Here is a 26,941-nt window from a genome sequence, read left to right on the forward strand (position 1 = left end):
ATTGCTTGATCGATGAATTTTTCTGACTGTTTTGCGCTGGCACTTTGAGATAGAAAGCGCGGCCTGTCGGAAATCCGCAAACGATGATGTTTTGCGCATTCGAAACGATTGAATCTCGCTGTAGGCGTACCCACATCGCACGGCACGCCTCATAACGACCGTGGTCTCGCGGGACCCAGAAATTTGGAAATGATCATGGCCAAGGTCAGGTTTCACAAGCTTGCCGCCATAGGCGTGCTCATTGGTTTCGCCGTCTGGATGGGAACAGGCGAATTTTCCTCCGTCGGCAGCGCCGCCACGGAAGTCGAAAAGAATCCGGCGGCGAGCGAACAACCCAAGGCGCCGACCCGCACCGTCGCTGTCATCACGCCGGCGCGCGTGCAGCACGCCCGCGCCATCCGCATGTCCGGCCAGACCGAGGCCGACAAGCGTGCCGTGCTTGCCACGCGTGTCGGAGGCGTCATCGCCGAACTGCCGGTCAAGCAGGGCCAGCGCGTGAAGGCCGGCGATCTGGTGCTCATGCTCGATGCCGAGGAAAAGAGCGCCGCCGTCGAAACCGCACGCCAGATCGTGGTCCAGCGGCAGGCCGAGGCGGAGGCGCAGGAGCGCCTGGTCAAGACCGGTAATTCGCCGAAGCTGCAGGCCGACATCGTGCGTTCCGCGCTCGCCCAGGCCAGGGCGCAGCTCGAAGCCGCACAGGCGGAACTCGCCCGCAACGAGGTCAAGGCACCGTTCGACGGCGTCATCGACCGCGTGCCGGTTGAACTCGGCAGCTCGATCATGGCCGGCGGTGAGGTGGCGACCCTGCTCAGCCTCGATCCGATCATCGCCAAGGGCGAGATCAGCGAGCGCAATCTGCGCTATGTGAAGACCGGAGACGAGGCCGAGGTGCGGCTCGTCAATGGCGAGGTCGTGCAGGGCACGGTGCGCTTCATCAGCCGCGATGCCTCCGCCGCCACGCGCACCTTCCGCATCGAGATTGCCGTGCCGAACGCCGAACGGGCCATTCCCGCCGGCATGACCGCCGAGATCGTCGTGCGGGCGCAGCCGACCGATGCCGTCGTCCTGCCGCGCTCGGTGGTAACGCTGAGCGCCACCGGCGACCTCGGCATCCGCGCGGTCGACAAGGACAGCAAGGTCACCTTCCACCCTATCGATCTCGTCGACGACACGCCCAACGGGCTGGTGCTCGGCGGCATTCCCGCCGATGCGCGCATCATCGTGGCCGGCCAGGATCTGGTCAGCGAAGGCGACATGGTGGAGCCGGTCGAGGCCGACGCCGAAACGATCAGGAAGCTGGCGGCAAAGTAGCGCCGGCTTTTCGAAAGCGCATGCGGGCGACGTCCGCTTCACACGACAAAGGCTATCAATATGGGCATCGTCGGCTACGCAATCCGCAATGCGCGGCTCACGCTCTCTATCATGATGTTCTTCCTGATCGCCGGGGCGCTCGCCTATCGGGCGATCCCCAAGGAAGCGGAACCGGACGTTCAGATTCCGATCATCTATGTGAGCCTGGCCTATAACGGCATTTCGCCGGAAGATTCCGAGCGCCTGCTGCTGCGCCCGGTCGAAACCCGCATGAAGAGCCTTTCCAACGTCAAGGAGATGCGCTCGGCCGCTTATCAGGGCGGCGGCTACGTACTGGTCGAATACAATGCCGGCGCCGATCTTTCGACCGCGCTGCAGGACGTGCGCGCCAAGGTGCAGGACGCCAAGCGCGACCTGCCGCAAGGCGCGGAGGAGCCAACGGTCAACGAGGTCAATCTGTCCGAGTTCCCGGTGCTGGTGGTGACGTTGGCCGGCAATGTGCCGGAGCGGGCGCTAACGGCCGCCGCGCGCGAACTGCGCGACCGCATCGAGGAAGTGCCCGGCGTCCTGGAAGCCGCCCTGCAGGGCGCGCGCGACGACCTCGTGGAAGTCATCATCGACCCGGTGAAGCTGTCGTCCTATGGCCTGCGCCTCGACCAGCTCATCCAGGGCGTAGGCACCTCCAACAGCCTCGTCGCAGCCGGCAATATCGAAGGCTCCGAGGGCCGCTACGCGATCAAGGTGCCATCGCTGATCGAAACACCGGAAGACGTCGCCGATCTGCCGATCGTCGCCGGCCCCAATGCCGTCGTGCGGGCGGGCGAAATCGCCACCGTACGCTCCACCTACAAGGACGCCGAGACGATCACCCGCCTCGACGGCAAACCCGCCATCGCCATCGAGGTGAAGAAGCGCACCGGCGCCAATCTGGTCGAAACCGTCGATGCGGTGAAGGCGGTGGCCGACGAATACGCCAAGCGACTGCCGGAGGGCAGCGTCGTCTCCTACAGCCAGGACAAATCGACCTCGATCCGCCAGCTTCTGGGCGATCTGCAGAATCATGTGATGATCGCCGTCATCCTGGTCTTCATCATCGTGCTCTATTCGCTGTCGGGCCGCGCCTCGATCCTGATCGGCCTTGCCATCCCGACTTCGTTCCTGCTCGGCATATTGCTGCTGTCGCTGGGCGGCTTCACGGTCAATATCGTGGTGCTGTTCAGCCTCATCCTCGCGGTGGGCATGCTGGTGGACGATGCCATCATCGTCACCGAATTCGCTGAGCGGCGGATGACCGAAGGCATGGACAAGAAGGAGGCCTATGCGCTGGCGGCGCGGCGCATGGCCGGCCCCGTCATCGCCGCCACCATGACGCGCGTCGCCGCTTTCTCGCCGCTGCTGTTCTGGCCGGGCATCGTGGGCGAGTTCATGAAATACATGCCGATCACGCTCATCGTGACGCTGTCGGCCTCGATGCTCTACGCGCTCGTCTTCACGCCCACGCTCGGCGCCATCTTCGGCAAGGCGCATCCCGAGCCGGAACACAAGGACGGGCTCTATATGAGCACGGTGAAGCTCGCCGTGCGCCATCCCGTGATGACGCTGCTGCTGGCGGTCGCGCTGCTGGTCGCGGTGCCCTGGACTTACGCGCATAACGGCAAGGGCGTCGAGTTCTTCCCGAATGTCGAGCCGGAATATGGCCTGCTCTATGTCCATGCCCGCGGCAATCTCTCGCTGGCCGAGATGGACGCCGCCGTCAGTCATGCCGAAAAGCGCATTCTCGGCTGGCCGGGCGTGAAGTCGGTCTATACCCGCGCCGGCAAGGCCACCGGCGGCGGCAACAATGTCGACGAGGATGTCGTCGGCGTGATCCAGTACGAGTTCGTGGACTGGCGCGCGCGCAAGCCCGCGCATGAGGTGCTGACCGATCTGCGCGAGGCGATGGCGGGCATTCCCGGCGTGGATGTCGAAGTGCAGGTGCCGGAAGCTGGACCGCCCACGGGCAAGGCCATTCAGGTGCGGCTGTCGGCCACCGATCCGGCCGGCCTCAACGACAAGGCGCGCGAGGTCGCGGCCATGCTGAAGACCATTCCGGGCGTCATCGACATTTCCGACGGTCTGCCGCCGCCGGGCATCGACTGGGCGCTGAAGATCGATCGCAGCAAGGCCGCGCAATATGGCGCCAGCCCCTTTGCGGTGGGCTCCGTCGTGCAGCTCGTTACCAACGGCCTCAAGCTTTCCGACTATCGCCCGGCCGGTGCCGACGATGCGGTCGATATCCGCCTGCGCCTGCCGGAGGACAGCCGCACGCTGTCGACGCTCGACCAGCTTCGGATTGAAACCGCGCAGGGCTCGGTGCCGATCTCCAATTTCGTCACCCGCCAGCCGGAGCACAAGGTGGGCATCCTCAACCGCATCGACGGCCAGCGCACCATCGTCGTGCAGGCCAACGTTGCCAGCGGTGTCCAGCCGTCTGCCGCGCAGGCGCAGGTGACTGCGGCTCTTGAGAAGATGGACATGACCGGCATCCGGTGGAAGCTCGCCGGCGAGGACGAGGAAAGCAAGGCGGCGAGCGACTTCCTCGGCAAGGCCTTCGGTGCGGCGCTGTTCCTGATTTTCATCGTGCTGCTGGCGCAGTTCAACAAGTTCAGCAGCGTGATGATGGTGCTGTCCTGCGTGGTCATGTCCACCATCGGCGTATTGCTGGGCCTGCTTATCACCGGCCAGCCCTTCGGCATCGTCATGTCGGGCATCGGCGTCATCGCGCTCGCCGGCGTGGTGGTGAACAACAACATCGTGCTGATCGACACCTATGACCGGCTGCGCCACGAAGGCTGGGACAAGGTGGACGCCGTGCTGCAGACCTGCCGCGAACGCGCCCGTCCGGTCGTGCTGACCGCGCTGTCGGCCATCTTCGGCGTGCTGCCGATCGCCTTCGGTCTTGGCCTGGAAATCTTCCATCACGAGACGACGATCAACGCGCCGTCGACGCAATGGTGGATTTCGCTGTCGAGCGCCATCGTCTTCGGCCTGTCCTTTGCCACGGTGCTGACGCTGATCGTGACGCCGGCGATGCTGATGGTGTTCACCCGCAGCAAGGATAGTCGCGTCAGCGGCTTCATGCGCCGCCTGTTCCGGTGGCGCAGGGCCCGCCCGGAAGCGGAACGCCCAGCCCCCGAACCCGTGCCCGCAGACGCTCTTCCCAAAGCGGCCGAATAACGACCACCGCCCGCACCGGTCTGTCTCACCGCCGTGCAAGGCTGCCGGGCCTTGCACCTCCAGGGAACCACCTCGCCGCCCGGCCATTCTCAACTCATTGATACTCTTGAGCAACGAGGACATGGCCATGACACTGAGCACGCTTCTTGTAATCATCCTGATACTCATCCTGCTCGGCGCCATTCCGGCCTGGCCGCATTCGCGGGGATGGGGTTACGGGCCATCCGGCATTGTCGGCGTCATCCTGATCGTACTGTTGATCCTGGTGCTGATGGGTCGTATCTGAAGCCTCGCCGCATCGACAGAAAGCCCGGAACCCGTCGCTCGGGCTTCCTGTCGTCGGGTCAAGTTTCACGCTGCCCTGGCGGCTGCGGCACTGAGGAGATGGAGGTCGGCCAAAGCCTGCTCCACCGCAGCGTTAAGCGGCGTATGAGGGATCGTGCCGATGATCCGCTCCAGTCGTGACGACACCAGCCGATGTTCCTCGAACCGCAGATAGGACATCGAGACGATCGCCTTCCACATCGGCACGAAGGGGCTCGCGGCCCGCAACACCCACCAGGGCATCGAAGCAAGCTTGAGCGTGCGCCCCATGGCCTTCTCGAGGGCCGCCTTCATCTGCAGATCGGTCACCGCGTGTCCGGGCAGGTTCAGCTTTTCATAAGCGCCAAGCGCCTCGCGCCTTTGCGCAAGCGCCACGAAGGCCGCGGCAAGGTCGGGCAGATAGGTCCATTCATGCGCCAGATCGACCGGCCCCGGTGCGGTGTAGACGCCTTTTTCGAGCTTGGAGGTCACGACCAGATCGAACCACGACCCGGTACCCTTGCCGCCGAAGAAATCGCCGGCGCGCAGGAGCGTCGTGCGCACGCGCCCCGCCTCGGCCTCCCGGCGGAACAGGTCCTCCATCGCCACGCGGATACGGCCCTTCTCGGTGGTCGGGCGTTGCGGCGTGTCTTCGGCAATGACTGCCGGGATCGGTGATCCATAATTGTAGACCGTTCCGGGGAAGAGATGCAGCGCATGGTTGGCGTGACACGCCGCCATCACGTTTTCCGCCATCGGCAGGCAGGTGCTCCAATCGGAATAGACCGGGCTCAGCCCGTTGAAGACGATATCCACGCCTTGCGTGGCGCGGATCAGCGAGGCCTCGTCCAGTGCATCGCCAATGACGGCCTCCACCCCGGACAATTCGGCCGGCAGCTTGCCGTCGCGGGTCACAGCCCGCACGTCGTATCCGGCGTCGAGGAAGGCCTTTGCAACTGCCCGGCCGAGCCGGCCGCGGGCTCCCAGAACTGCGATCTTGGTCATGTCGGTCACTCCCGTTTGCATGAATGACCTTGATATGATCCATGCATTATCGAATTGAAATTGACAGGAAATGAAGTTTTGTTATTCAATTTTGAATATGCAGGAGATCGACTGGAATCTCATCAGAAGTTTCGTGGCAGTGGCGGAGGCGGGCAGCCTTTCGGCCGCGGCGCGCCAGCTGTCCGCCAGCCAGCCCACGCTCGGGCGCCACATCGCCGAACTGGAGAAGGCACTCGACGTCACCCTCTTCCGGCGTGGGCGCCAGGGCTACGTGCTGACTGAGGCGGGTAGCCTGCTGTTCGAGCGCGGTCGCGCCGTCAGCGAACAGGCGTCCGCTTTTTCACGGCTGGCGCTCGGATCGGTCGAAGCCATAGAAGGCACGGTCCGCATCGCCGCGAGCGAGGTGGTCGCAGCCTGTGTGCTGCCCGAAATGTTTGCCCGCCTTGGCGTCGAGGAGCTTGGCATCGAGGTCGAGATCGTTGCCTCCAACCGGATCGAAAACCTGTTGCGCCGCGATGCCGACATCGCCATTCGCATGGTGCGGCCGGCGCAGAACGAACTGGTTGCCCGCAAGGTCACCGACATTCCGCTGCGCCTCTGCGCCGCGCGGACCTATCTCGACCGACGCGGCAGGCCGCAACGACCTGAGGATTTGCGCGAGCATGACCTGGTCGGCTTCGACCGCGGCGACGACATCATTCGCGGGCTGGAGCCATACCTGCCAGACCTCACGCGCCACGCCTTCCGCCTGCGCACCGACAATCAGATCGTGTTCTGGCACGCCGTTCAGGCAGGAAACGGCATCGGCATCGGGCAGAAGCCCCTTATCCGTCGCGATACGCGCATGGAGGAACTGCTACCCGACCTGCCGCTTCCGGTGCTGCCCGTATGGCTCGCGCTGCATCGCGACGTGCGCGCCAGCCTGCGCATCCGCCGCGTGGCGGATTTTCTCCACGACGAACTGAAGCGCTATTCGGCTAGCTGAGCTTTCGGTGCGAAGTCGGCATGGCGCGCCAGGCCCGACATCAGGAAGACGACGATAAGAAGCGCCGACACCGAAATGAAGACCGGGCTGAAGCCGACATGCTGGCCGATGAAGCCAATGGCCGATGGCGCAACCAGAATGCCCGAATAACCCATGGTGGTGACCACGCTCATGCCCGCGCCAGCCGACATTCCCGGCTGGTTGCCGGCGGCCGAAAAGGCGATCGGCACCATATTGGCGATGCCCAGGCCGCAGAAAGCAAAGGCCGCGATCGCCACCCACGGCGTCGGCGCAAAGCCAGCCACCAGCATGCCGCTGGCCGCGATCAGTGCCGAGACTCTAAGGGTCGTCACGGCCCCGAAACGGTTGCGCACGGCATCGCCCATGAAGCGCACCGCAGCCATCGTGCCGGCAAAGCACGCGAAGGCGAAGCCGGCCGTCGCAATATCGGCGCCAAGCTCCTGCTTGAGGTAGAGCGCCGCCCAATCGAGCACGGAGCCTTCGGGCACCATGGAAAACAGCGCCATGATGCCGATGAGATAGATCACGGGATTTTTCGGCAGCGAGAATTTCCTGTGCCCGGTGGCGATGTGCCTTTCCTCGGCGATGAGATGGCGCAGCGAGGCAGCAAGCAGGATGGCCGCCACGACCGCGACCAGCACGGCATGGACGACATGCCCGTAACTCTGGATGATGATGCCGCCGATACCCCCTCCCGCAAAGCCGCCAAGGCTCCAGAAGCCGTGCGAGGACGACATGATGGCCCGCGACAGGCGTCTTTCCACGGCGACCGCATTGGCGTTCATCGCAACATCCATGCCACCGATGACCCCGCCAAACAGGATCATGGCCAGCGCCGCCAGCGGCAGGCTGGGCGCCAGCGCAACGATCGGCAGACCGAGTGCGGCTGCCGGACCGAACCAACGCACCACATTGCGCGAGCCGTGCCGCGCGATCAGATAGCCGCACCACGACATGAACACGATAGCGCCGGCTCCGAAAAGCAGAAGCAGCAGGCCCAGCATGGTTTCGCTCATGTCGAGGCGCGTGAGGAAAACCGGGATTTGCGGCGCCCAGCTTCCGGTGATGAAGCCGTTGACGAAAAAGGCGGTCGCCACGGCCCAGCGGCCGCGCTTCGCGGTTTCGATCATATTGGTGGCGTCCATCGCCGCTTTCCGCATCAAGAATTGGTAGAACCGGTATTTAAATCGGTTTAACGTATCGTCAACCCGATAATGGCGGCAAATTGTTGGGCCAGCGGGGTCGTTGGAAATGCCGGTCCGGGCTCCCTTGCGAGCGCCGGCCACTCCTATAGGGCATGATACCAGAAAGTGGAAACCACTTTCGGCATCATGCCCGACAGAAGATGGATCGGCCCGGACGTCGATACCGCGTCGGTGTTACTCGAATACGACCAGAAGGTCCTTGGCGTCGATCTGGTCGCCGGCCTTGACCAGCACCTCCGAGATGATGCCGCCGCGCTCGGCATGCAGCGCCGTCTCCATCTTCATCGCCTCGATGGACAGGAGCACGTCGCCTTGCTTGACCGTCTGCCCGACCGCGACGGCAAGCGTGGAAACCACGCCCGGCATCGGCGCGCCGACATGCGCGTCGTTGCCCGGCTCGGCCTTGCGGCGCGCGCGGGAAGCAGATGCGCCATGAATGCGGTCTGGCACCTTCACGCGGCGCGGCTGGCCGTTGAGCTCGAAGAAGACCGTCATCATGCCCTTGTCGTCGGTCTCGCCAATGGCCAGACAGCGGATCACCAGCGTCTTGCCCTTTTCGATGTCGACGAAAATCTCGTCCTCCGGCTTCATGCCTTAGAAATAGACCGGCGTCGGCAGCACGCTGACGGGACCATAGGTCTCCTGCGTTGCGGCAAAGTCGGAAAACACCTTCGGATACATCAGCCAGGAGGCGAATTCGAACTCGCTCACCTTGCGGCCGAGCTTCTCCTCGAGCCCCTTGCGGGATGCGGCGAGATCGGCCGGCTTGAGCAGCGAACCCGGCCGCACGGTGATCGGCTTTTCGCCCTTCAGCGCCTTTTTCTGCAGGGCGGCGGGCCAGCCGCCGGGCGCCTGACCCAGATCCCCGCGCAGCATGGCGACGACAGATTCCGGGAAGGCGATGTCCTTGTCCGGGTTCTCGACATCGGTGACCGTCAGGTCCTGGCTCACCATCATCAGCGCCATGTCACCCACCACCTTGGACGACGGCGTGACCTTGACGATGTCGCCGAACATCAGGTTGACGTCGTGATAGGCCTGCGCCACCTCGTGCCAGCGGGTTTCCAGCCCCAGCGAGCGCGCCTGCTCCTTGAGATTGGTGAACTGGCCGCCCGGCATTTCGTGCAGATAGACTTCCGACGCCGGCCCCTTGAGGTCGCTTTCGAAGGCCGCATACTGGTTGCGCACTGCCTCCCAGTAGAAGGAGATGCGGCGTATCCATTCAGGATCGAGGCCGGGGTCGCGCGGATCCCCCCTGAGCGCCTGGACGATGGAGCCGAGGCAGGGCTGAGACGTGTTGCCGGAAAAGGCGTCCATCGCCGCATCCACGGCATCCACGCCCGCTTCCGCCGCTGCAAGCACGGTGGCGGCCCCAAGACCGGACGTGTCATGCGTGTGGAAGTGGATCGGCAGATCGGTCGCCTCGCGCAACGCCTTGAACAGCACGCGCGCTGCCGCCGGCTTCAGCAGCCCGCCCATATCCTTCAGCGAAATGATATGCGCGCCGGCCGCTTCCAGTTCCCTGGTGAGCCCGACATAGTATTTCAGGTCGTATTTCGACCGGTTGGGATCAAGCATGTCGCCCGTGTAGCAGATCGCCGCTTCACACAGCTTGCCTTCGGCGAGCACGGCATCCATGGCGACCCGCATGCTCTCGACCCAGTTCAGGCAGTCGAAGACGCGGAACAGGTCGATGCCCCCGGCTGCGGCCTGCTTGACGAAATGCTGCACCACATTGTCGGGGTAGTTGGTATAGCCGACGCCGTTGGCGCCGCGCAGCAGCATCTGCAGCAGGATATTGGGGGCCGCCTCGCGCACTTTGGAGAGGCGCTCCCACGGGTCTTCGGTCAGGAAGCGCATGGCGACGTCGAAGGTCGCGCCGCCCCAGCATTCGAGCGACAGAAGCTGCGGCAGGGCGCGCGCATAGGTGCCCGCGATACGCGCGATGTCGTAGGTGCGCACGCGCGTCGCCAGCAGCGACTGATGCGCGTCGCGCATAGTCGTGTCGGTGAACAGGACCTGCTTCTGTTCGCGCATCCAGGCCGCGAATTTCTGTGGTCCCAGCGCGTCGAAGCGCTGCTTGGTGCCGTCCGGTATCGACCCGGTGAACCACGGAATGACCGGCGCGGCCGCTTCCGGGTCCGGCAGGGCGCGCCCGCGCGTCTCGGGATGCCCGTTGACGGTCACGTCTGCCAGATAGTTGAGCAGCTTGGTGGCGCGGTCCTGCCGCTTCACCTGCGCAAACAGCTCCGGCGTCGAGTCGATGAACTTCGTCGTGTAGCTGTTCGACTGGAAGCTCGGATGGGTGATGATGGCTTCCAAAAATGTCAGGTTGGTCGACACGCCGCGAATGCGAAACTCGCGCAAGGCCCGGTGCATGCGCGCAATCGCCTCGGACGGTGTCGGCGCCCAGGCCGTCACCTTCTCCAGCAGCGGATCGTAGTAGCGCGTGATCACCGCGCCCGAATAGGCGGTGCCGCCGTCGAGCCGGATGCCGAAGCCGGTCGCGCCGCGATAGGCGGTGATGCGGCCATAGTCGGGAATGAAATTGTGCTCCGGGTCTTCGGTGGTGATCCGGCATTGCAGGGCATGGCCGTTCAGCCGGATTTCCGACTGGTTCGGCACGCCGGTTTCGGGTTTGCCGATCGCCAGTCCGTTGAGAATGTGGATCTGCGCCTTGACGATGTCGATGCCTGTCACCTCCTCGGTGACCGTGTGCTCCACCTGAATGCGCGGATTGACCTCGATGAAGTAGAATTTGCCGCTGTCGGCATCCATCAGGAACTCGACGGTGCCGGCGCCGACATAGTCGGTCGCGCGCGCGATCTTCAGCGCATGGTCACACAGTTCGCCACGCTGGACGGCATCTAGATAGGGAGCGGGAGCGCGCTCCACGACCTTCTGGTTGCGGCGCTGGATCGAGCAATCGCGCTCGAACAGATGCACGGCATTGCCATGCGTGTCGCCCAGCACCTGTACCTCGACATGGCGCGCGCGCTCGATCAGCTTTTCGAGATAGACCTCGTCCTTGCCGAAAGCGGCCTTGGCCTCTCGCTTGCCTTCCATCACTTCGCGGGCAAGATCGGCTTCCGAGCGGATGACGCGCATGCCGCGTCCACCACCACCCCACGATGCCTTGAGCATCAGCGGATAGCCGACATCGGCAGCCAGCTTCTTCACCGCCTCGACATCGTCGGGCAGCGGATCGGTCGCCGGAATGACCGGCACGCCGACCTCGACGGCGAGATTGCGCGCGGCCACCTTGTTGCCCAGCCGGCGCATCGTGTCGGGCCTGGGACCGATGAAGGTGATGCCGGCTTCGGCGCAGGCCTCGGCAAACTCCGGGCTTTCCGCCAACAGCCCGTAGCCCGGATGGATCGCGTCCGCCCCCGACAGCTTCGCCACGCGCAACACTTCCTCGATCGACAGATAGCTTTCGATCGGACCGAGATCACGGGTCAGATGCGGCCCGCGGCCGACCTGATAGGACTCGTCCGCTTTGAACCGATGCAGCGAATATTTGTCCTCTTCCGCCCAGATCGCCACGGTTTTGAGCCCCAGTTCGTTGGCGGCGCGAAACACGCGGATAGCGATTTCAGAACGGTTGGCGACAAGTATCTTGCTGATCGGCACGTAAATTCTCCTCCAGAACTTCAATGGCGGCGAATGATTAGCGGTTAAATGCTGCAGTGCAACCAAAACCCGCAATTTTTAACCGATTTAAATTCCGTAACGTCAAGCAGACCGTTTTTTCGCGGCGCATAAAAAATGCCCGGCGCAAAACGCCGGGCATTTCGGTTCGGCTCGAAGAAGGAGCTTAGTCGAGCTGGAAGTAGTTGTACTTGCCGTCGTCGCCCTTCTTCCACTGGTAGACGACATAGTCGGCGTCGGTACGGTCGCCCTTCTCGTTGAAGGACAGCTCGCCCAGAACGGTCTTGAACGGACCCTTTTCCTTGATCGCCTTGGCAACGGCTTCCGGATCGTTCGAGCCGGCAGCGGCGGCGGCCTGCGCGATGATCTGCGTGGAGGCATAGGCGTAGAGCGTATAGGCCTCAGGCTCGAAGCCGGCCGCACGGAACTTCTCGACCACTTCCTTCGCGGCCGGATTGTTGCGCGGGTCCGGGCCGAAGGTGTTGTAGGTGCCGGCAACCGCGTCGCCCGCGATCGAGGCGAGTTCGTTCGACACGATGCCGTCGCCCGAGAACAGCGGCGCCTTCAGGCCCTGGTCCGCCGCCTGACGGATGATCAGACCGGCTTCGGTGTGCAGGCCGCCCCAGTAGATCAGGTCGACGCCGGCCTCCTTCATCTTGGCGATGAGCGCGGAGAAGTCCTTGTCGCCGGCGTTGACGCCTTCATACATGACTTCCTTGACGTTGTGGTCGTTCAGCGCCTTCTTGGTGGCATCGGCAAGGCCCTGGCCATAGGGGGTCTTGTCATGGATGACGGCGACCTTGGCGTCCTTGAAGTGCTCGGCGATATAGGCGCCGGCAACGTCGCCCTGCTGGTCGTCACGGCCGCAGACGCGGATCGTGTTCCACAGCCCGGCATCGGTGAACTGCGGATTGGTGGCTGCCGGGGTCACTTCCAGAATGCCGTTTTCGGCATAGACTTCCGAGGCCGGGATCGACACGCCCGAGTTGAAGTGGCCGACCACGAATTTGACGCCATCCGCGACGAACTTGTTGGCGACCGAGATGCCCTGCTTCGGGTCGGACACGTCGTCGCCGACCGAAACCTTGATCTGTTCGCCATTGATGCCGCCGGCGGCGTTGATGTCAGCGACCGCTTGCTCCGTACCCTTCTGAATCTGTGCGCCGAAGGCTGCATTCGGACCGGTGATCGGTGCACCGATGCCCAGCAGGACATCCGCCCAGGCATTGCCACCGAATGCCACCAGCGCGGTTAACGCAACCGCGGACAACAGTGATTTTTTCATTGAAACACTCCCATTGGACAGGCGGGCCTGAATGTTCCCTTCATGCGATGCCCACCCCTATCGCAGAAAGATCAGTTTGCCGATTTTCCGGCTCTTGTCACGCCGTTTCGAAGGTGAAGCGACGCTATTCATGTTGGCTCAGCCCTTTGACTTCCAGCTCAGCAAGGATGCTCTTTCATAGAGCCAGTGATACTGCGTCACCATCTGGTTGGTACGGGTATAGCGGAAGCCCAGCGAGCCCAGGATCATCAGCACGACGGTATCGACGATGTAATACTGCAACGAGAACATCGTGCCGTCGAAAAGGGCGTGATGGATGAAGCGCACCGCAACGCCGAGCAACACCAGATACAACAGCAGCATGGGATAGCCCCGCCAGGTCTGCGCGCAGGCGCGCCCGGTCATCCAGGCTGCCCAGCCGCCAAGCAGGCAGGTCACGAAAAAGAACTGCCAGATCGAGGCTTCCTCATAAAGAATGCCCTGCATTTCAGGTCCTCCGACGGGCCTTTCCCGGCCCTGTTCTCGTTCCCTTGGCGGGCCGGCAACCCGGCCCGCGATCCCGTGTCGACGCCTAGTGGCGGCCACCTTCGAGATAAGCGGCGCGCACTTCCGGATCGGCGAGCAGTTCCTTGCCCGAGCCGCTCATGGTCACATGGCCGTTCACCATCACATAGCCGCGGTCGGCCAGACGCAGCGCGCCGAACGCGTTCTGCTCGACCAGGAAGACGGTCAGCCCCTGTGTCTTGTTGAGCACGCGGATGGCATCGAAGATCTGCTTGACGATAAGTGGCGCAAGCCCCAGCGACGGCTCGTCGAGCAGAAGCAGCTTGGGCCGCGCCATCAGCGCACGCGCAATGGAAAGCATCTGCTGCTCGCCGCCCGACAGCGTTCCCCCGCGCTGCGCAACGCGCTCCTTGAGGCGCGGGAAAAGCTCGAAGACCTTTTCAACGTCCTCGTTGAAATACTGCAGATTGTCGAGGCTCGCGCCCATTTGCAGGTTTTCCAGCACCGTCATGCGCGGGAAAATGCGCCGCCCTTCGGGCGATTGCGCAATGCGCAGCCGCGCGATCTGGTGGGTGGGCATTTGCGTGATGTCCGTTCCGGCAAAGGTGATCTTGCCGGTGCGGGCGCGCGGATTGCCGAACACGGTCATCATCAGCGTGGACTTGCCGGCGCCGTTGGCGCCGATCAGCGCGACGATCTCGCCTTCATTGACGCTGACATTGACGCCGTTGAGCGCGCGGATATTGCCGTAATAGGTCTCGACGCCTTCGACCTGAAGCAGCGGCTTGGCCATCGTCATTTGCGCCTCCCGCCCTTGGCTGCCGGTTTGGCCGCCTTCGCCAGGGCCTTGGCCTGGCCGATCCAGTCTTCGCGGGCGATGCGCCCGTCAAAGGCCAGATAGGCTTCGGCGGCCTGGATGTCGGCCTTCTTCCATGCGGCGATCTGGTCGAAATGATAGATGCCGTGTTCGTTGAGCTTGCGTTCGTTCACCGGCCCGATGCCCTTGATGAGTATGAGCTTGTCCGGTGTGCCGCCTCGCGGCGCGGCAAGCGTGTTCGACAGTTTCTTCGGCTCCGCGGCCGCCTTTCCGGCCGGGGCCTTGGCGGGCCCGGTCGGGGCCGGTTTCTCAGCCGGTTTGGCAGTCTTCGCTTTGGCGGCCGGCTTCGGACTCGCCTTGGCACGGGCCGTTGCCTTCGTTCCGGCGGAAGCAGCCTTTGCCTTCTTTTGGCGGACGGCCTGCAGCTCGTCATATTCGAGCGCCTTGGAGGCTTGCGGCGACACCTTGACGATCTCGCCTTCGTTCTCGCCGCTATGGCCGATCGTTTCGCTGATCGGCCCGGCCATCATCGATGACGATGCCGCCGGCCCCTGGTCGGGATCGGGCTCGACATCGAGCTCCTCGATGACATGGTCGTCGCCAACCGCCGTCAGGACCTCCACCACCTCCTCGTCATCGACGCCGAGATAGGCCGCGATGACGCGAGGATCCTGCTTCACCACTTCCGGATGACCGTCGGAGATCTTGCGGCCATATTCAAGCACCACGACATGGTCGGAAATCTGCATGACCACCGACATGTCGTGCTCGATGAGCAGGATCGAGGTGCCGGTGTTTTCCTTGATGTCGTTGAGCAGGGTGTTGAGCGCCAGCGATTCACGCGGGTTGAGGCCGGCCGCCGGCTCGTCGAGGCAGAGCAGTTCGGGCTCGGTGCACATCGCGCGCGCGATCTCCAGCCTGCGCTGCGCGCCATAGGGCAGGTCGCCGGCCGGATCGTCGGCGCGATCGATGAGCTCGGTCTTTTCCAGCCAGAACTCGGCCTTTTCCACCGATTCGGCCGAAGCCTTGCGGTAGCCGCCAATGCCGAGCAGGCCCAGTATGGTGTAGCCGGAGGCCCGCATCAGCGTGTTGTGCTGCGCCACCAGCAGGTTCTCCAGAAGCGTCATGCCGGAGAACAGGCGAATGTTCTGGAAGGTGCGCGCCACCTTGGCGTGCGCCGTGATGCGGAAGTCCGGCATGCGTTCGAGCAGGAACTCGTCGCCGCTGCGACCGGTCATGCGGATCATGCCTTCCGACGGCTTGTAGAAGCCGGTGATGCAGTTGAACACCGTGGTCTTGCCGGCGCCATTGGGGCCGATCAGCGCCGTGATCTCGCCGCGCCGGGCCTGAAAGGACAGGTCACCGATGGCAACGAGGCCGCCGAATTTCATCGAAAGGTGTTCTACCGAAAGGATCGGCTTGTTCATATCGGATACCGTATCCATCAGCCGTGCCCCTCCTTCGTAAAGGAAGCGGATATGGCTTTTCGTTCATGCAGGAACGCTGTCGGTTCCCGGCTGCCCACGAAGCCGCGCGGCTTCCACACCATCACCAGCACCATCGCGCAGCCGAACAGCAGCATGCGGTAGAGTTCCGGCGTGAAGTCCGGGCCGAAGATGTATTTCAGGAATTGCATCTCGCGCAGCGCCTCGGTGCCGCCGATCATCACCACCGCCGCCACGGCGATGCCGGTGAGCGAGCCCATGCCGCCCAGCACCACGATGGCCAGAACCATCGCCGATTCCAGGAACACGAAAGATTCCGGGCTGACGAAGCCCTGGCGCGCGGCGAAGAAGGAGCCGGCGAAACCGCCGAACATCGCCCCCGTCGCGAAGGCGGTGAGCTTGGTTGTGGTGGTGTTGATGCCGAGCGAACGGCAGGCGATCTCGTCCTCGCGCAGTGCTTCCCATGCCCGGCCGACCGGCATGCGGCGCAGACGGATGGTGACGAACGCGGTGAGCAGCGCCAGAAGCAGGATGAGATAGTAGAGGAAGATCTTGTAGTAGGCACCCGACTGGGCAATCCCCAACACCTTGGAGATATAGGTCGGGTCGCTCACGTTGAAGGACATCAGGCCGAAGAAGCTGACCTTGGGAATGCCCGAAATGCCTGCCGAACCATTGGTCACCTCGCGCCAGTTGATGAGCACCAGACGGATGATCTCACCAAAGGCCAGCGTGACGATCGCCAGATAGTCACCGCGCAGGCGCAGTACCGGAAAGCCGAGGATGACACCCCAGAAGGCGGCCATGATGCCCGCCGCCGGCAGCAGGATCCAGAACGACCAGCCGAAATGCGTGCCGAGCAGCGCATAGGCATAGGCGCCGACCGCATAGAAGGCGACATACCCCAGGTCGAGCAGGCCGGCCAGGCCGACCACGATGTTCAGGCCCCAAGCCAGCATCACATAGATGAGGATCTGTATGCCGAAATTGTCGACCCATTTCAGCGAACCCTGAAAGCCGAACAACAGCACCATCGCCACCGGATAGATAAACAGCAGCGTGATCGCGATGGGATTGAAATTGCGGCGGATGAAGCCGGGCGCGGCAACCTGCGTCGTGGTCACGACCTTTGCAGCCTTGCGCCGCTCAAGCGCCGGCTGCACGAAGGCGACGAAGATGAACCGCCCGACCATGGTGACGGCGACCACAAGGGCAAGCAAGCCCCAGCGCTGGACCACAACCAGTTCGTTGCGGATGTTCTGGTCGGTCTTCAGTCCGATGAACAGGACGAACAGGCCAAAGGAGACAAGGCCGGCATAGATGGCCTGGCGGAAGGCATTGGCGAAGGGGTTCGCCACTTCGGCCCGGCTCGGCGTGGATACTGCTTCAGCCATGATCTCAGACCTTTTCCACTTCCGGCCGGCCAAGGATGCCCGACGGCAGGAAGATCAGCACGATCGCCAGAATGGAGAAGGCGGCAACGTCCTTGTAGTCGATGGAGAAATAGGCCGACCACATCGACTCGATGAAGCCGATCAGCAGTCCGCCGATGACCGCGCCGGGGATGGATCCGATGCCGCCGAGAACCGCTGCCGTGAAGGCTTTGACGCCCGGCACGAAGCCGTCGGAGAACACCACCACGCCGTAATACATCAGGAACATGGTGCCGGCGACCGCGGCCAGCGCCGCGCCCATGATGAAGGTGATGGATATGGTGCGGTCGACGTCAATGCCGAGCAGCGCCGCCATCTTGCGGTCCTGTTCGCAGGCGCGCTGGGCGCGGCCGAGCGAGGTCTTGTTGACCACGTACCAGAAGATCGCCAGCAGCGCGGCCGTGATGACCGCGATGATAATCTGCTTCAGCGAGATGCTGACGCCGCCGACATTGTAGACCTGGCTGACCATCGGCGGGATCGGCTTGTTGCGCGGCCCCTGCGTGACCTGCACGAAGTTGGAGAGCGCGATCGACATGCCGATGGCGGTGATGAGCGGGGCCAGCCGGAACGAACCGCGCAACGGCCGATAGGCCACCTTCTCGATCACCCAGTTGTAGAGGCCTGTGAGCAGCATCGCCACGATCATCATGACCAGCAGGAACAGCGCCACATTCATCGTGGCGAAGATGCTGACAAGAATGAGGAAGACGATGAGAGCCGTGAAGGCACCGATCATGAAGATATCGCCATGGGCGAAGTTGATCATGCCGATAATGCCGTAGACCATCGTATAGCCGATCGCGATCAGGCCATAGATTGATCCCAGCGTCAGCCCGTTGATAAGCTGCTGGATGAAATATTGCATGTGGAAACGGCTCCCCTGGAATGTCGCTTCACCTGCGCATTCCTTCTCGTTTTTCCCCTGGCCGCAACCCCTGCATCCCGACTGCAAAGTCGATTTGCGTGATCGGATGGAAGGGTGCGAACTCGTGCCCGTGCTGCCTGTTTTTTTTGTTGGCCTTCTGGACTACCGCGAAAGCTAGCATTGGCCCAACGCAATGTCCTTGTTGAATTGGCGGCCTTGCTCAGCATTCTATCGCATAATCATGCATCGTACAGGTTCGACACGATGATTTTTTGCATAAAGCACTGTAGCATGATTACTCCCTGAAGTACCTCCCCCGCGCATCTTCAAACGACCGTGAAACCATGCGCGAACGGGTCGCGATCATCAATGAATATGGTGTTCAACCCGGTCATGCGCGCCCAGCCGCCGACCGAGGGAATGATGGCCGGTTTGCCGGCGACTTCCGCTTCGGCCTCCACTCGCGCCCTGAACAGCGAACCGATGACGGATTCGTGAACGAAGTCGTCGCCCACCTTCAGCCGGCCCTTGGCATGAAGCTGGGCCATGCGCGCCGACGTACCGGTGCCGCAGGGGCTGCGGTCGATTGCCTTGTCGCCGTAGAACACGGCATTGCGGGCATGCGCCTCGCCATGCCTGGGCGCACCGGTCCACAACATATGCGATAGCCGGTTGATGCCCGGATTGGCGGGATGGACGAAGGCGTATTTCTCGTTGAGACGCTGACGCACGACCGGGCTCCAGGCAATCAGGTCGCCGGCTGAATAATCGGCCATGTCGCGATAGTTCTCCTGAGGCTCGACGATGGCGTAGAAATTGCCGCCATAGGCAACATCGACCCTGATCTCGCCGAGCGTCGGGCACTCGACCGTCAGCCCTTCGGCATAGAGGAAAGAGGGCACATTGGTGATGCGCACCTCCTCAACATACTCGCCCGCCTGCTTGTACTCGGCCACAACCAGCCCGGCCGGCGTGTCGAGGCGAAGCACGCCCGGCGTTTTCGGCTTCACCAGACCGTTCTCGATCGCCATGGTGACGGTGCCGATGGTGCCGTGACCGCACATGGGCAGGCAGCCCGAGGTCTCGATGAACAGGATGGCGACGTCGCAATCCTCGCGCGTCGGCGGGTAGAGGATAGAGCCGGACATCACGTCATGACCGCGCGGCTCGAACATCAACCCGGTGCGGATCCAGTCATATTCGGCAAGGAAATGCGCCCGGCGTTCCATCATGGTCGCGCCGTTCAGCAACGGCCCGCCCCCGGCCACGAGACGGACGGGATTGCCGCAGGTGTGACCGTCGATGCAGGTGAAGATATGCCGCGCCATGATGTCTTTGATCCTCAGAAGCGTTGTGCGGAAAAAGGCGACAGGTCTATCGCCGGAACCTGCCCGAGCAGCAGGTCCCGCACCAGCGCACCGGTTGCCGCCGACTGAGTGAGCCCGAGATGGCCATGCCCGAAAGCATAGAAAACATTGCGCCGCCCTTTCGCCCGGCCGATCACCGGCAGCGAGTCCGGCAGCGACGGGCGGTACCCCATCCATTCGCGTCCGCCAGCCGCATCCAGCCCCGGAAGAAACTGTCGCGCTTTTTCTAGCATCGCCCTGGAACGGGCAAAATTAGGCGAACGTCTAAGCCCGCCGAGTTCGACCGCACCACCGACGCGCAGGCCCGTTGACAAGGGCGTGATGACGAAACCATGGCCGGGAAAGATGAGCTGGCGCTTCACGTCGAAAGCGCCAACGGGCAAGGTGGTGTTGTAGCCGCGCTCGGTTTCGAGCGGGATGCGGTCGCCAAAACACCTTGCCAGGAGATGCGACCAGGCGCCGGCGGCAATGATGATCTTGCCTGCGCGGTGAACCGAGCCATCGGAAAGATGGACGACAGCCCCCGTATCATTGGCCTCCACTCGCACAGCGTTGCCCTGGATAAAAAGCGCGCCCAGCCCCTCGGCATAGCGCCACACCGCCTTGCCCAGCAGCCTGGGGTCGGCCACCGTTTTCCAGCCGGGGACGAAGGTGCCATGCACGAAGCGCTCCGACAGGCCCGGCTGGAAATCCGGCAGCTCATGTCTGCCGAGATGCGTGTAGTCGATGCCGAAGCGGTCACGCGCCGCCCATCCGGGCAACGCCGCCTGAAACTCGGCTTCGCTTTCATAAAGCTCCAGCGCGCCATCCTCGCGCAGCATATCGCCGGTGCCGGAACGAGCCATCAGCCCCGCCCATGCGGCTTCGGCAAGTTTCATCAACCCTGCCTGGGCCGTCAACGCGCCTTCATATTTGTCGGCCGCGCCCGCACGCCAGAAGCGATAAAGCCACGGCAGCAGCTTTGGGAAATAGGCGGGCGGAATGCTGAGCGGCCCGAGCGGATCGGCCAGCCATTTGGGCACCTGCGCGATCATGCCCTTGTGCGCCAGCGGCAGCACGTCGGAAAAGGCGAAGGCGGCGGCATTGCCGGAACTGGTTTCCTCGCACACGCCACTGCGGTCGAAGACCACGACCCTGAACCCCGCTTCGGCAAGATGCGCCGCGGTTGCGATGCCGACGATACCGGCACCGATGATGGCGACGTCTGCAGCGTCATTCTCCATGCTCGACCACGCCTCCCACGTAGAAGTCCAGCATATGCCCCCTTATCGGACCTTCGTCAGGCTCGACCCCTGCCCATGGGAGCCGATTGAAGGGCATGATTGCCCTTCAAAGAAGCCTCAGAACTGCGGCAGGGTCGGCCGCACGGCCAGCGCATCCTCGATGACCTTCTCAGCAGCTTTGCGCCGCTCGCCCGTGAGCGGCTGGCGCGGCATGCGCACGCGGTCGTTGGTGCCGATGGCATGAACCTCCGCCAGCTTGATGTTTTGGACGAGATAGGTCGAGACATCGAGATCGAGCAGCGGGCGGAACCAGCGGTAGATCGCCAGCGCCTCTTCGCGGCGACCCTGTTTCATGAGCCGATAGATCGCCACCGTCTCGCGCGGGAAGGCCGTGACCAACCCGGCCACCCAGCCGACGGCGCCGACGCTCAGCGCCTCGAAGGCCAGATTGTCCACACCGGTGAAAAGGTCGAAGCGATCACCGAAGCGGTTGATGATCTCGGTCGAGCGGCGGATATCGTCGGACGATTCCTTGACCGCCACGAACAGCGGATCGCTCGCCAGCTCCTCCATCACATCGACCGTGACGTCGACGCGGTAGGCGACGCGGTTGGAATAGATCATCACCGGCAGGCCGCCGGCGGTCGCCATCGCTTTCAGCGTGTCCACCGTCTCGCGCGGATTGGTGTGGTAGATCGGGCTCGGCACGATCATCAGGCCATCGGCGCCGGCAGCGGCAGCCTTCTTCGCCATGGCCGCGCCCTCGCGCGTTCCCGCCTCGTTGATGGTGACCAGTACCGGCTTGCCGCCGGCCGCGCCCCGCGCCGTCTTCAGCACGGCAATCTTCTCGTCGCCCGAGAGCATCGGACCTTCGCCCAGCGAGCCGGCAACGATGATGCCGTCGCAGCCAGCCTCCATCTGCAGCGCGAAACAACGCTCCATCTCGGCATGGTCGAGCGCGTCATCTTCCGTGAATTTGGTGGTGACTGCGGGAAAAACTCCGGTCCACATGGTTATCCTCCACTGATATATCACCGGTATATCTTGCCGGAATTCCTTCTGTCAATTGGCTTTGCGTCCTGATATATCAAAAAAGTGAATCGGAATGAGAATGCGGTGAACACTGTCGAAACGGAACGCGCGGAGGTGGTCGAGCCGGTCAGCGCGAAGGCGTATCACGCCCTTGAAAAAATGATCGTCACGCTGGAACTGCCCCCCGGCAGCGTCACCACCGAGCGCGTGCTGATCGAGAAACTCGGGCTTGGCCGCACACCCGTGCGCGAGGCGATCCAGCGGCTGGCATGGGAAGGACTGATCTCAGTGCGGCCGCGCGCCGGTCTGGAGATTGCACCGCTGCATGCCTCCGACTGGCTGCGCGTGCTCGATGCGCGGCGCGGGGTGGAGGTCATTCTGGCGCGCTCGGCCGCGCGCTTCGCCACGGCCGATCTGGCGGCGCGCTTCCAGGCGACCGCTCTGGCGATCCACGACGCGGTGCTGACAAACGATGTGCTGGGCTATCTGGAAGCCGACAAACTGCTCGACGAGGTGATGGCGCTTGCCGCCGATAACCAGTTCGCCGCCCGGTTGGTAGCGCCACTGCAGACACACAGCCGCCGCTTCTGGTTCCGCTTCCAGAGCGGCACGGGGCTGGCCGAAGCCGCCGGCAACCACGTCGCCCTCATCCGCGCCATCCTCGCGCGCGACGAGGACGCCGCCGGCACCGAAGCCGACCGGCTGATGGCGCTCCTGCGCCTGCACGCACAGGCCGCCGCAATGCGGTGACGTTTTTTGCCCTCTCCTTTGAACGATGGTTCGCGGGGCGGGTGGACGCGGAACGCGCCCGGACGGGCGGCTGCATGTGCTTGGTCGGACCGCCACCGAGATTTTGCGAAAAGCCCCTCTCCCCTCGGGCTTCGCCCTCGACACCTCTTCCCCACTTCGTAGAGGCGGGGAAGCGCCAATCGCCAGCGTCCCCCTTGTCAAGCTCCGGCGAAAGGGGAAGCGAAACGCCAAGGCTGCGGTTCCTTGCCCCGCTTGCAGGAAAGTGATTTGCGAAGCAAACCGGAGAGAGGGGAGTGGCCGCGCAAGGATGCGCCTGCCTCAACCGAAAAGAGCGCGGAACATGCCGCGCTCTCGGTAGTCAGTTGTGACGATGACGCTCAGTTCATCGTCGGGATGCTGAACTCCGCGCCATCCCTGATGCCCCGCCGCGCGCCCACAGCCGCGCAGCGGCGAGGACGTGCAAACCGAAAACCCGGCGGGCTCAGTTCATCATCGGGATGCTGAACTCCGCGCCGTCCTTGATGCCCCGCCGCGCGCCCGCAGACGCGCAGCGGCGAGGACGTGCAACCCGAAAGCCCGGCGGGCTCAGTTCATCGTCGGGATGCTGAACTCCGCGCCGTCCTTGATGCCCGACGGCCAGCGCGAGGTGACCGTCTTGGTCTTGGTGTAGAAGCGGAACGCGTCCGGACCATGCTGGTTGAGGTCGCCGAAGGCCGATGCCTTCCAGCCGCCGAAGGTGTAGTAGGCGATCGGCACCGGGATCGGCACGTTCACGCCGACCATGCCGGCCTGCACGCGGCTTGCGAAATCGCGCGCGGCGTCGCCATCGCGGGTGAAGATCGCCGTGCCGTTGCCCATCTCGTGGTCGTTGACCAGGCTCAGCGCGTTCTCATAGGTCGGCGCACGCACCACCGACAGAACGGGGCCGAAGATTTCTTCCTTGTAGATGCGCATGTCGGCGGTGACGTTGTCGAACAGGCAGCCGCCCATATAGAAGCCGTCCTCGTAGCCCTGCATCCTGAAGCCACGGCCATCGACCACGAGCTTAGCGCCTTCCTTCACACCGATGTCGACATAGTTCTTGATGCGCTCCAGCGCCTCACGCGTGACGACCGGGCCGAAATCGGCCGAGGAATCGGTCGAGGGGCCGACCTTGAGGCTTTCCACGCGCGGGATGAGCTTTTCCATGAGACGGTCGGCCGTGTCGTGACCGACCGGCACCGCGACCGAAATCGCCATGCAGCGCTCGCCGGCCGAGCCGTAGCCGGCGCCGATCAGCGCATCCACGGTCTGGTCCATGTCGGCGTCGGGCATGATGACCATATGGTTCTTCGCGCCGCCGAAACACTGCACCCGCTTGCCGTTGGCGCAGCCGCGCGCATAGATGTACTGCGCGATCGGCGTGGAGCCGACAAAGCCCACCGCCTTGATGTCCGGATCGTCGAGAATGGCGTCCACCACTTCCTTGTCGCCATTGACGACATTGAGGATGCCTGCCGGAAGGCCGGCTTCGAGGAACAGTTCGGCGATGCGCAACGGCACGCCCGGATCGCGCTCGGACGGCTTCAGGATGAAGGCGTTGCCGGCGGCGATGGCAGGCGCGATCTTCCACAGTGGGATCATGGCCGGGAAGTTGAACGGAGTGATGCCGGCGACCACGCCCAACGGCTGGCGCATCGAATAGGTATCGATGCCGGGGCCCGCTGCGTCGGTGAACTCGCCCTTCATCATGTGCGGGGCGCCGATGCAGACCTCGACCACTTCCAGGCCGCGCTGGATGTCGCCCTTGGCGTCGGCGATGGTCTTGCCGTGCTCGCGCGCCAGGATGTCGGCAAGCTCGTCATATTCCTTGTTCACCAGTTCCAGGAACTTCATCAGCACGCGCACGCGGCGCTGCGGATTGGTCGCGGCCCATGCCGGCTGCGCGGCCCTGGCATTTTCCACCGCCGCGCGCAGTTCCTGTGCCGAGGCGAGCGCCACCGTGCCACGCACCGAGCCGTCCATCGGCTGCATTACGTCCTGCTTGCGCCCGCTTGTTCCGGCGACGCGCTTGCCGCCGATGAAATGACCGTAATCGACCATAATGGCTCTCCCTGGAATTTTCAGTCATGCCATTGTCACGCTTTGGCGACGGCTTTGCAACGCGAGTTGAAGACCATCCGTTGTGCATAGAATAATGTCCAGATGCGGATTGATTGCGGTTTTGCGCATAGTAGAGTGAGTTATGGTTTCATTCTCCCGCGCCCCTCTCTCGCCAGCCCCTCGCCACATCATCGATCGGACCCTCCCATGAACTGGGATGACGTTCGCATCTTCCTGGCGGTCGCCCGCGCCGGCCAGATTCTGGGCGCGGCACGCCGGCTGGAGCTCAACCACGCCACGGTCTCGCGCCGCATCGCAGCGCTCGAAGAGGCGCTGAAAACGAAGCTGTTCCGGCGGCTCACCACGGGCAGCGAGCTGACGCCGGCAGGCGAGCGCTTCCTGGACGTCGCCGAGCGCATGGAAGCCGACATGATCGCCGCGCGCGCCGAAATCGCCGGCGAGGGCGACGAGGTTTCCGGCACGGTGCGGATCGGCGCGCCCGACGGCATCGGCGTCGCCTTCCTCGCGCCACGGCTCGGTGCGCTCACTGCCCAGCACAAGGAACTGAAAATTCAGCTCGTGCCGGTGCCACGCTCGTTTTCGCTGTCGCGGCGCGAGGCGGACATCGCCATCACCGTCGAACGGCCGACCGAAGGCCGGCTGGTGGCGGGCAAGCTGGTGGATTACACGCTGGGCCTGTTCGCTTCACGCGGCTATGCCGAGCAACACGGCCTGCCGAAGACGCCCGGCGAGCTTTCCGATCATCGCCTCGTCGGCTATGTGCCCGATCTGGTGGTCAGCCCCTCGCTCGACTATGCGGCGGAGTTCAGCCCCAACTGGAACGCCAGTTTTGCGATCTCGTCGAGCCTCGGGCAGGTGGAAGCGGTGTGCGCGGGCGCCGGCATCGGCATATTGCACACCTTCATCGCCCGTTCGCGCTCCGAACTGGTGCCCGTGCCTGCGATAAAGCCGATCCGCCGCGCCTATTGGCTGGTCTATCACGAATCCATGCGCCCGCTGCGCCGCATCCAGACGGTCGCCGGCTACATCACCCGCGCGGTGGAGCGGGAAAAGGCGCTGTTCATCTGAACTTCCTTACCCAGAAGAAAAGGCCGCACCCGATGGATGCGGCCTCTCAAAACACTGCCTGCCATGCGCTTCAGCCGTAGCGGCTGATGTTGAGCGGCGCGACATCGATCTCCGACTTGCGGCCCGAGATAAGGTCGGCCAGCACACGGCCGGAGCCGCACGACATGGTCCAGCCCAGCGTGCCGTGCCCGGTGTTCAGGTAGAGATTTTCGTAGCGCGCCTTGCCGATGATGGGCGGGCCATCCGGCGTCATCGGGCGCAGGCCGCACCAGAAGGTGGCGTCCTTCACCGCGCCCGCCTTCGGGAACAGGTTGGAAACCGAATATTCCAGCGTGTCGCGGCGGCTCTGGTGCAGGCGCAGGTCGAAGCCGGAAATCTCGGCCGTGCCCCCGACGCGGATGCGGTCGCCGAGGCGCGTGATGGCCACCTTGTAGCTGTCGTCCATGACAGTCGAAACCGGCGCGACGTCCGCATTGGTGATCGGCACCGTGATCGAGTAGCCCTTGACCGGATAAACCGGCGCGGAGATGCCGATGGGGCGCAGCAGGAAGGGCGAATAGCTGCCCAGCGCCACCACATAGGCATCCGCCTTGAGTACACCCGCGCTGGTCGCCACACCCGCAATGCGCCCACCTTCGACCAGAATCTTGTCGATCCTGGTGTCGAAGCGGAATTTCACGCCACGCTCGGTGACATGGGCCGCCAGCTTGTCGGTGAAGATCTTGCAGTCGCCGGTTTCGTCATTGGGCAGGCGCAGGCCGCCCGCGAAGCTGCCATCGGCGGTCGCAAGGCCCGGCTCGACGCTGATGCAGCCCTGACGGTCCAGAACCTCGTAAGGCACGCCGAACTGCTTCAGCACCTCGATGTCGCCACCGACGCCGTCGAGATATTTCTGCTCGCGGAAAAGCTGCAGCGTGCCCTGCGCGCGATCGTCATAGGTGATGCCTATGGTCTGGCGCATCTCCTTCAGCAAGTCGCGGGCGTACTCGGCCACCGGCACCATGCGCGCCTTGTTGACGGCATAGCGCGCGGAGGTGCAGTTGCCGAGCATCTTGAACAGCCACGACCACATGTAGGGATCGAGCTTCGGGCGCACGACCAGCGGGCCGTGCTTCATCAAGAGCCACTTGATGGCCTTGGTGGGAATGCCGGGACCGGCCCATGGCGAAGCATAGCCGGGCGACACCTCGCCGGCATTGCCGAAGCTGGTTTCCAGCGCCGGCCCGCTCTGCCGGTCAACCACCTCGACCTCGTGCCCGGCCTCGGCCAGATAGTGGGCCGAGGTGACACCGACCACCCCGCTCCCCAACACCAGAACTTTCATGTGTGCAAAGTCTCCCCTGAGAATA

The 26,941-nt window shown here is 63.6% G+C and carries 19 protein-coding genes and 1 pseudogene; 6 read left to right on the forward strand and 14 right to left on the reverse strand.

The annotated features are described in order from the left end of the window. Positions 1–195: 195 nt before the first annotated feature. The 3 genes from C7441_RS07715 (at position 196) to C7441_RS07725 (ending at position 4,813) form a co-directional block, all read left to right on the forward strand. Complete coding sequence (locus tag C7441_RS07715; protein WP_109612454.1) at positions 196–1,311, forward strand: efflux RND transporter periplasmic adaptor subunit; 1,116 nt, start codon at positions 196–198, stop codon at positions 1,309–1,311. Between the two features lie 60 nt (positions 1,312–1,371). Then, positions 1,372–4,527 (forward strand): efflux RND transporter permease subunit, encoded by a 3,156-nt coding sequence (locus C7441_RS07720; protein WP_109612355.1) that lies wholly within the window; start codon positions 1,372–1,374, stop codon positions 4,525–4,527. Positions 4,528–4,654: 127 nt separating this feature from the next. Further along, positions 4,655–4,813, forward strand: a complete 159-nt coding sequence (locus tag C7441_RS07725; RefSeq protein ID WP_109612456.1) for a DUF3309 family protein — start codon at positions 4,655–4,657, stop codon at positions 4,811–4,813. 65 nt (positions 4,814–4,878) lie between these two features. Here the strand turns inward: C7441_RS07725 and C7441_RS07730 are convergent, their stop codons facing one another. Continuing rightward, entirely contained in the window at positions 4,879–5,835 is a 957-nt protein-coding gene (locus tag C7441_RS07730) for an NAD-dependent epimerase/dehydratase family protein (protein WP_109612455.1), read from the reverse strand. A 97-nt stretch (positions 5,836–5,932) separates the two neighbouring features. On the opposite strand from C7441_RS07730, the gene C7441_RS07735 reads away from it, so the two are divergent. Continuing rightward, positions 5,933–6,820 (forward strand): LysR family transcriptional regulator, encoded by an 888-nt coding sequence (locus tag C7441_RS07735; RefSeq protein ID WP_109612356.1) that lies wholly within the window; start codon positions 5,933–5,935, stop codon positions 6,818–6,820. Here C7441_RS07735 and C7441_RS07740 read toward each other — a convergent pair. The 11 genes and pseudogenes from C7441_RS07740 to C7441_RS07790 form a co-directional block, all read right to left on the reverse strand. Continuing rightward, positions 6,805–7,986, reverse strand: a complete 1,182-nt coding sequence (locus tag C7441_RS07740) for an MFS transporter (protein WP_109612357.1) — start codon at positions 7,984–7,986, stop codon at positions 6,805–6,807. The two genes, C7441_RS07735 and C7441_RS07740, sit on opposite strands and share 16 nt — an antisense overlap. Positions 7,987–8,220: 234 nt before the next feature. After that, positions 8,221–11,679, reverse strand: a pseudogene (gene pyc, locus C7441_RS07745) (pyruvate carboxylase). Positions 11,680–11,863: 184 nt separating this feature from the next. Then, positions 11,864–12,982, reverse strand: a complete 1,119-nt coding sequence (locus tag C7441_RS07750; RefSeq protein ID WP_109612358.1) for a branched-chain amino acid ABC transporter substrate-binding protein — start codon at positions 12,980–12,982, stop codon at positions 11,864–11,866. A gap of 138 nt (positions 12,983–13,120) precedes the next feature. Continuing rightward, positions 13,121–13,468 (reverse strand): DUF6867 family protein, encoded by a 348-nt coding sequence (locus C7441_RS07755; RefSeq protein WP_109612359.1) that lies wholly within the window; start codon positions 13,466–13,468, stop codon positions 13,121–13,123. An 85-nt stretch (positions 13,469–13,553) separates the two neighbouring features. Next, positions 13,554–14,279: an ABC transporter ATP-binding protein gene (locus C7441_RS07760; protein ID WP_210205615.1), complete on the reverse strand. Its 726-nt coding sequence runs from the start codon at positions 14,277–14,279 to the stop codon at positions 13,554–13,556. Positions 14,280–14,281: 2 nt separating this feature from the next. Further along, positions 14,282–15,748, reverse strand: a complete 1,467-nt coding sequence (locus C7441_RS07765) for an ATP-binding cassette domain-containing protein (protein ID WP_109612361.1) — start codon at positions 15,746–15,748, stop codon at positions 14,282–14,284. Next, the gene (gene livM / locus C7441_RS07770) at positions 15,748–17,142 is read right to left on the reverse strand and encodes a high-affinity branched-chain amino acid ABC transporter permease LivM (protein WP_170125040.1); all 1,395 of its coding nucleotides are present in this window, start codon (positions 17,140–17,142) and stop codon (positions 15,748–15,750) included. Before livM ends, C7441_RS07765 begins: the two co-directional genes overlap by 1 nt. A gap of 4 nt (positions 17,143–17,146) precedes the next feature. After that, positions 17,147–18,049, reverse strand: coding sequence for a branched-chain amino acid ABC transporter permease (locus tag C7441_RS07775; RefSeq protein WP_019172382.1), 903 nt, complete (start codon positions 18,047–18,049; stop codon positions 17,147–17,149). A 326-nt stretch (positions 18,050–18,375) separates the two neighbouring features. Further along, a complete protein-coding gene (locus C7441_RS07780; protein WP_109612362.1) occupies positions 18,376–19,377 on the reverse strand; it encodes a 4-hydroxyproline epimerase in 1,002 nt (333 codons plus the stop codon). A 14-nt stretch (positions 19,378–19,391) separates the two neighbouring features. Then, positions 19,392–20,639 (reverse strand): NAD(P)/FAD-dependent oxidoreductase, encoded by a 1,248-nt coding sequence (locus C7441_RS07785; protein ID WP_109612363.1) that lies wholly within the window; start codon positions 20,637–20,639, stop codon positions 19,392–19,394. 117 nt (positions 20,640–20,756) lie between these two features. Beyond that, positions 20,757–21,650, reverse strand: coding sequence for a dihydrodipicolinate synthase family protein (locus C7441_RS07790; RefSeq protein ID WP_109612364.1), 894 nt, complete (start codon positions 21,648–21,650; stop codon positions 20,757–20,759). A gap of 105 nt (positions 21,651–21,755) precedes the next feature. Here C7441_RS07790 and C7441_RS07795 point away from each other — a divergent pair, with 105 nt between their 5' ends. After that, positions 21,756–22,421 carry a GntR family transcriptional regulator gene (locus tag C7441_RS07795; protein WP_019172387.1) on the forward strand — a complete coding sequence of 222 codons (666 nt, stop codon included), beginning with the start codon at positions 21,756–21,758 and terminating at the stop codon, positions 22,419–22,421. Positions 22,422–23,006: 585 nt separating this feature from the next. Here C7441_RS07795 and C7441_RS07800 read toward each other — a convergent pair. Continuing rightward, entirely contained in the window at positions 23,007–24,503 is a 1,497-nt protein-coding gene (locus C7441_RS07800) for a CoA-acylating methylmalonate-semialdehyde dehydrogenase (RefSeq protein ID WP_109612365.1), read from the reverse strand. Positions 24,504–24,710: 207 nt separating this feature from the next. Here C7441_RS07800 and C7441_RS07805 point away from each other — a divergent pair, with 207 nt between their 5' ends. Continuing rightward, the gene (locus C7441_RS07805) at positions 24,711–25,592 is read left to right on the forward strand and encodes a LysR family transcriptional regulator (RefSeq protein ID WP_109612366.1); all 882 of its coding nucleotides are present in this window, start codon (positions 24,711–24,713) and stop codon (positions 25,590–25,592) included. A gap of 70 nt (positions 25,593–25,662) precedes the next feature. Here the strand turns inward: C7441_RS07805 and C7441_RS07810 are convergent, their stop codons facing one another. Continuing rightward, on the reverse strand, positions 25,663–26,916 hold the full coding sequence (locus C7441_RS07810; RefSeq protein ID WP_109612367.1) for a D-amino acid dehydrogenase: 1,254 nt from the start codon (positions 26,914–26,916) through the stop codon (positions 25,663–25,665). Positions 26,917–26,941: the final 25 nt, after the last annotated feature.

This window comes from Pseudaminobacter salicylatoxidans (assembly GCF_003148475.1).
GTDB lineage: Bacteria > Pseudomonadota > Alphaproteobacteria > Rhizobiales > Rhizobiaceae > Pseudaminobacter > Pseudaminobacter salicylatoxidans.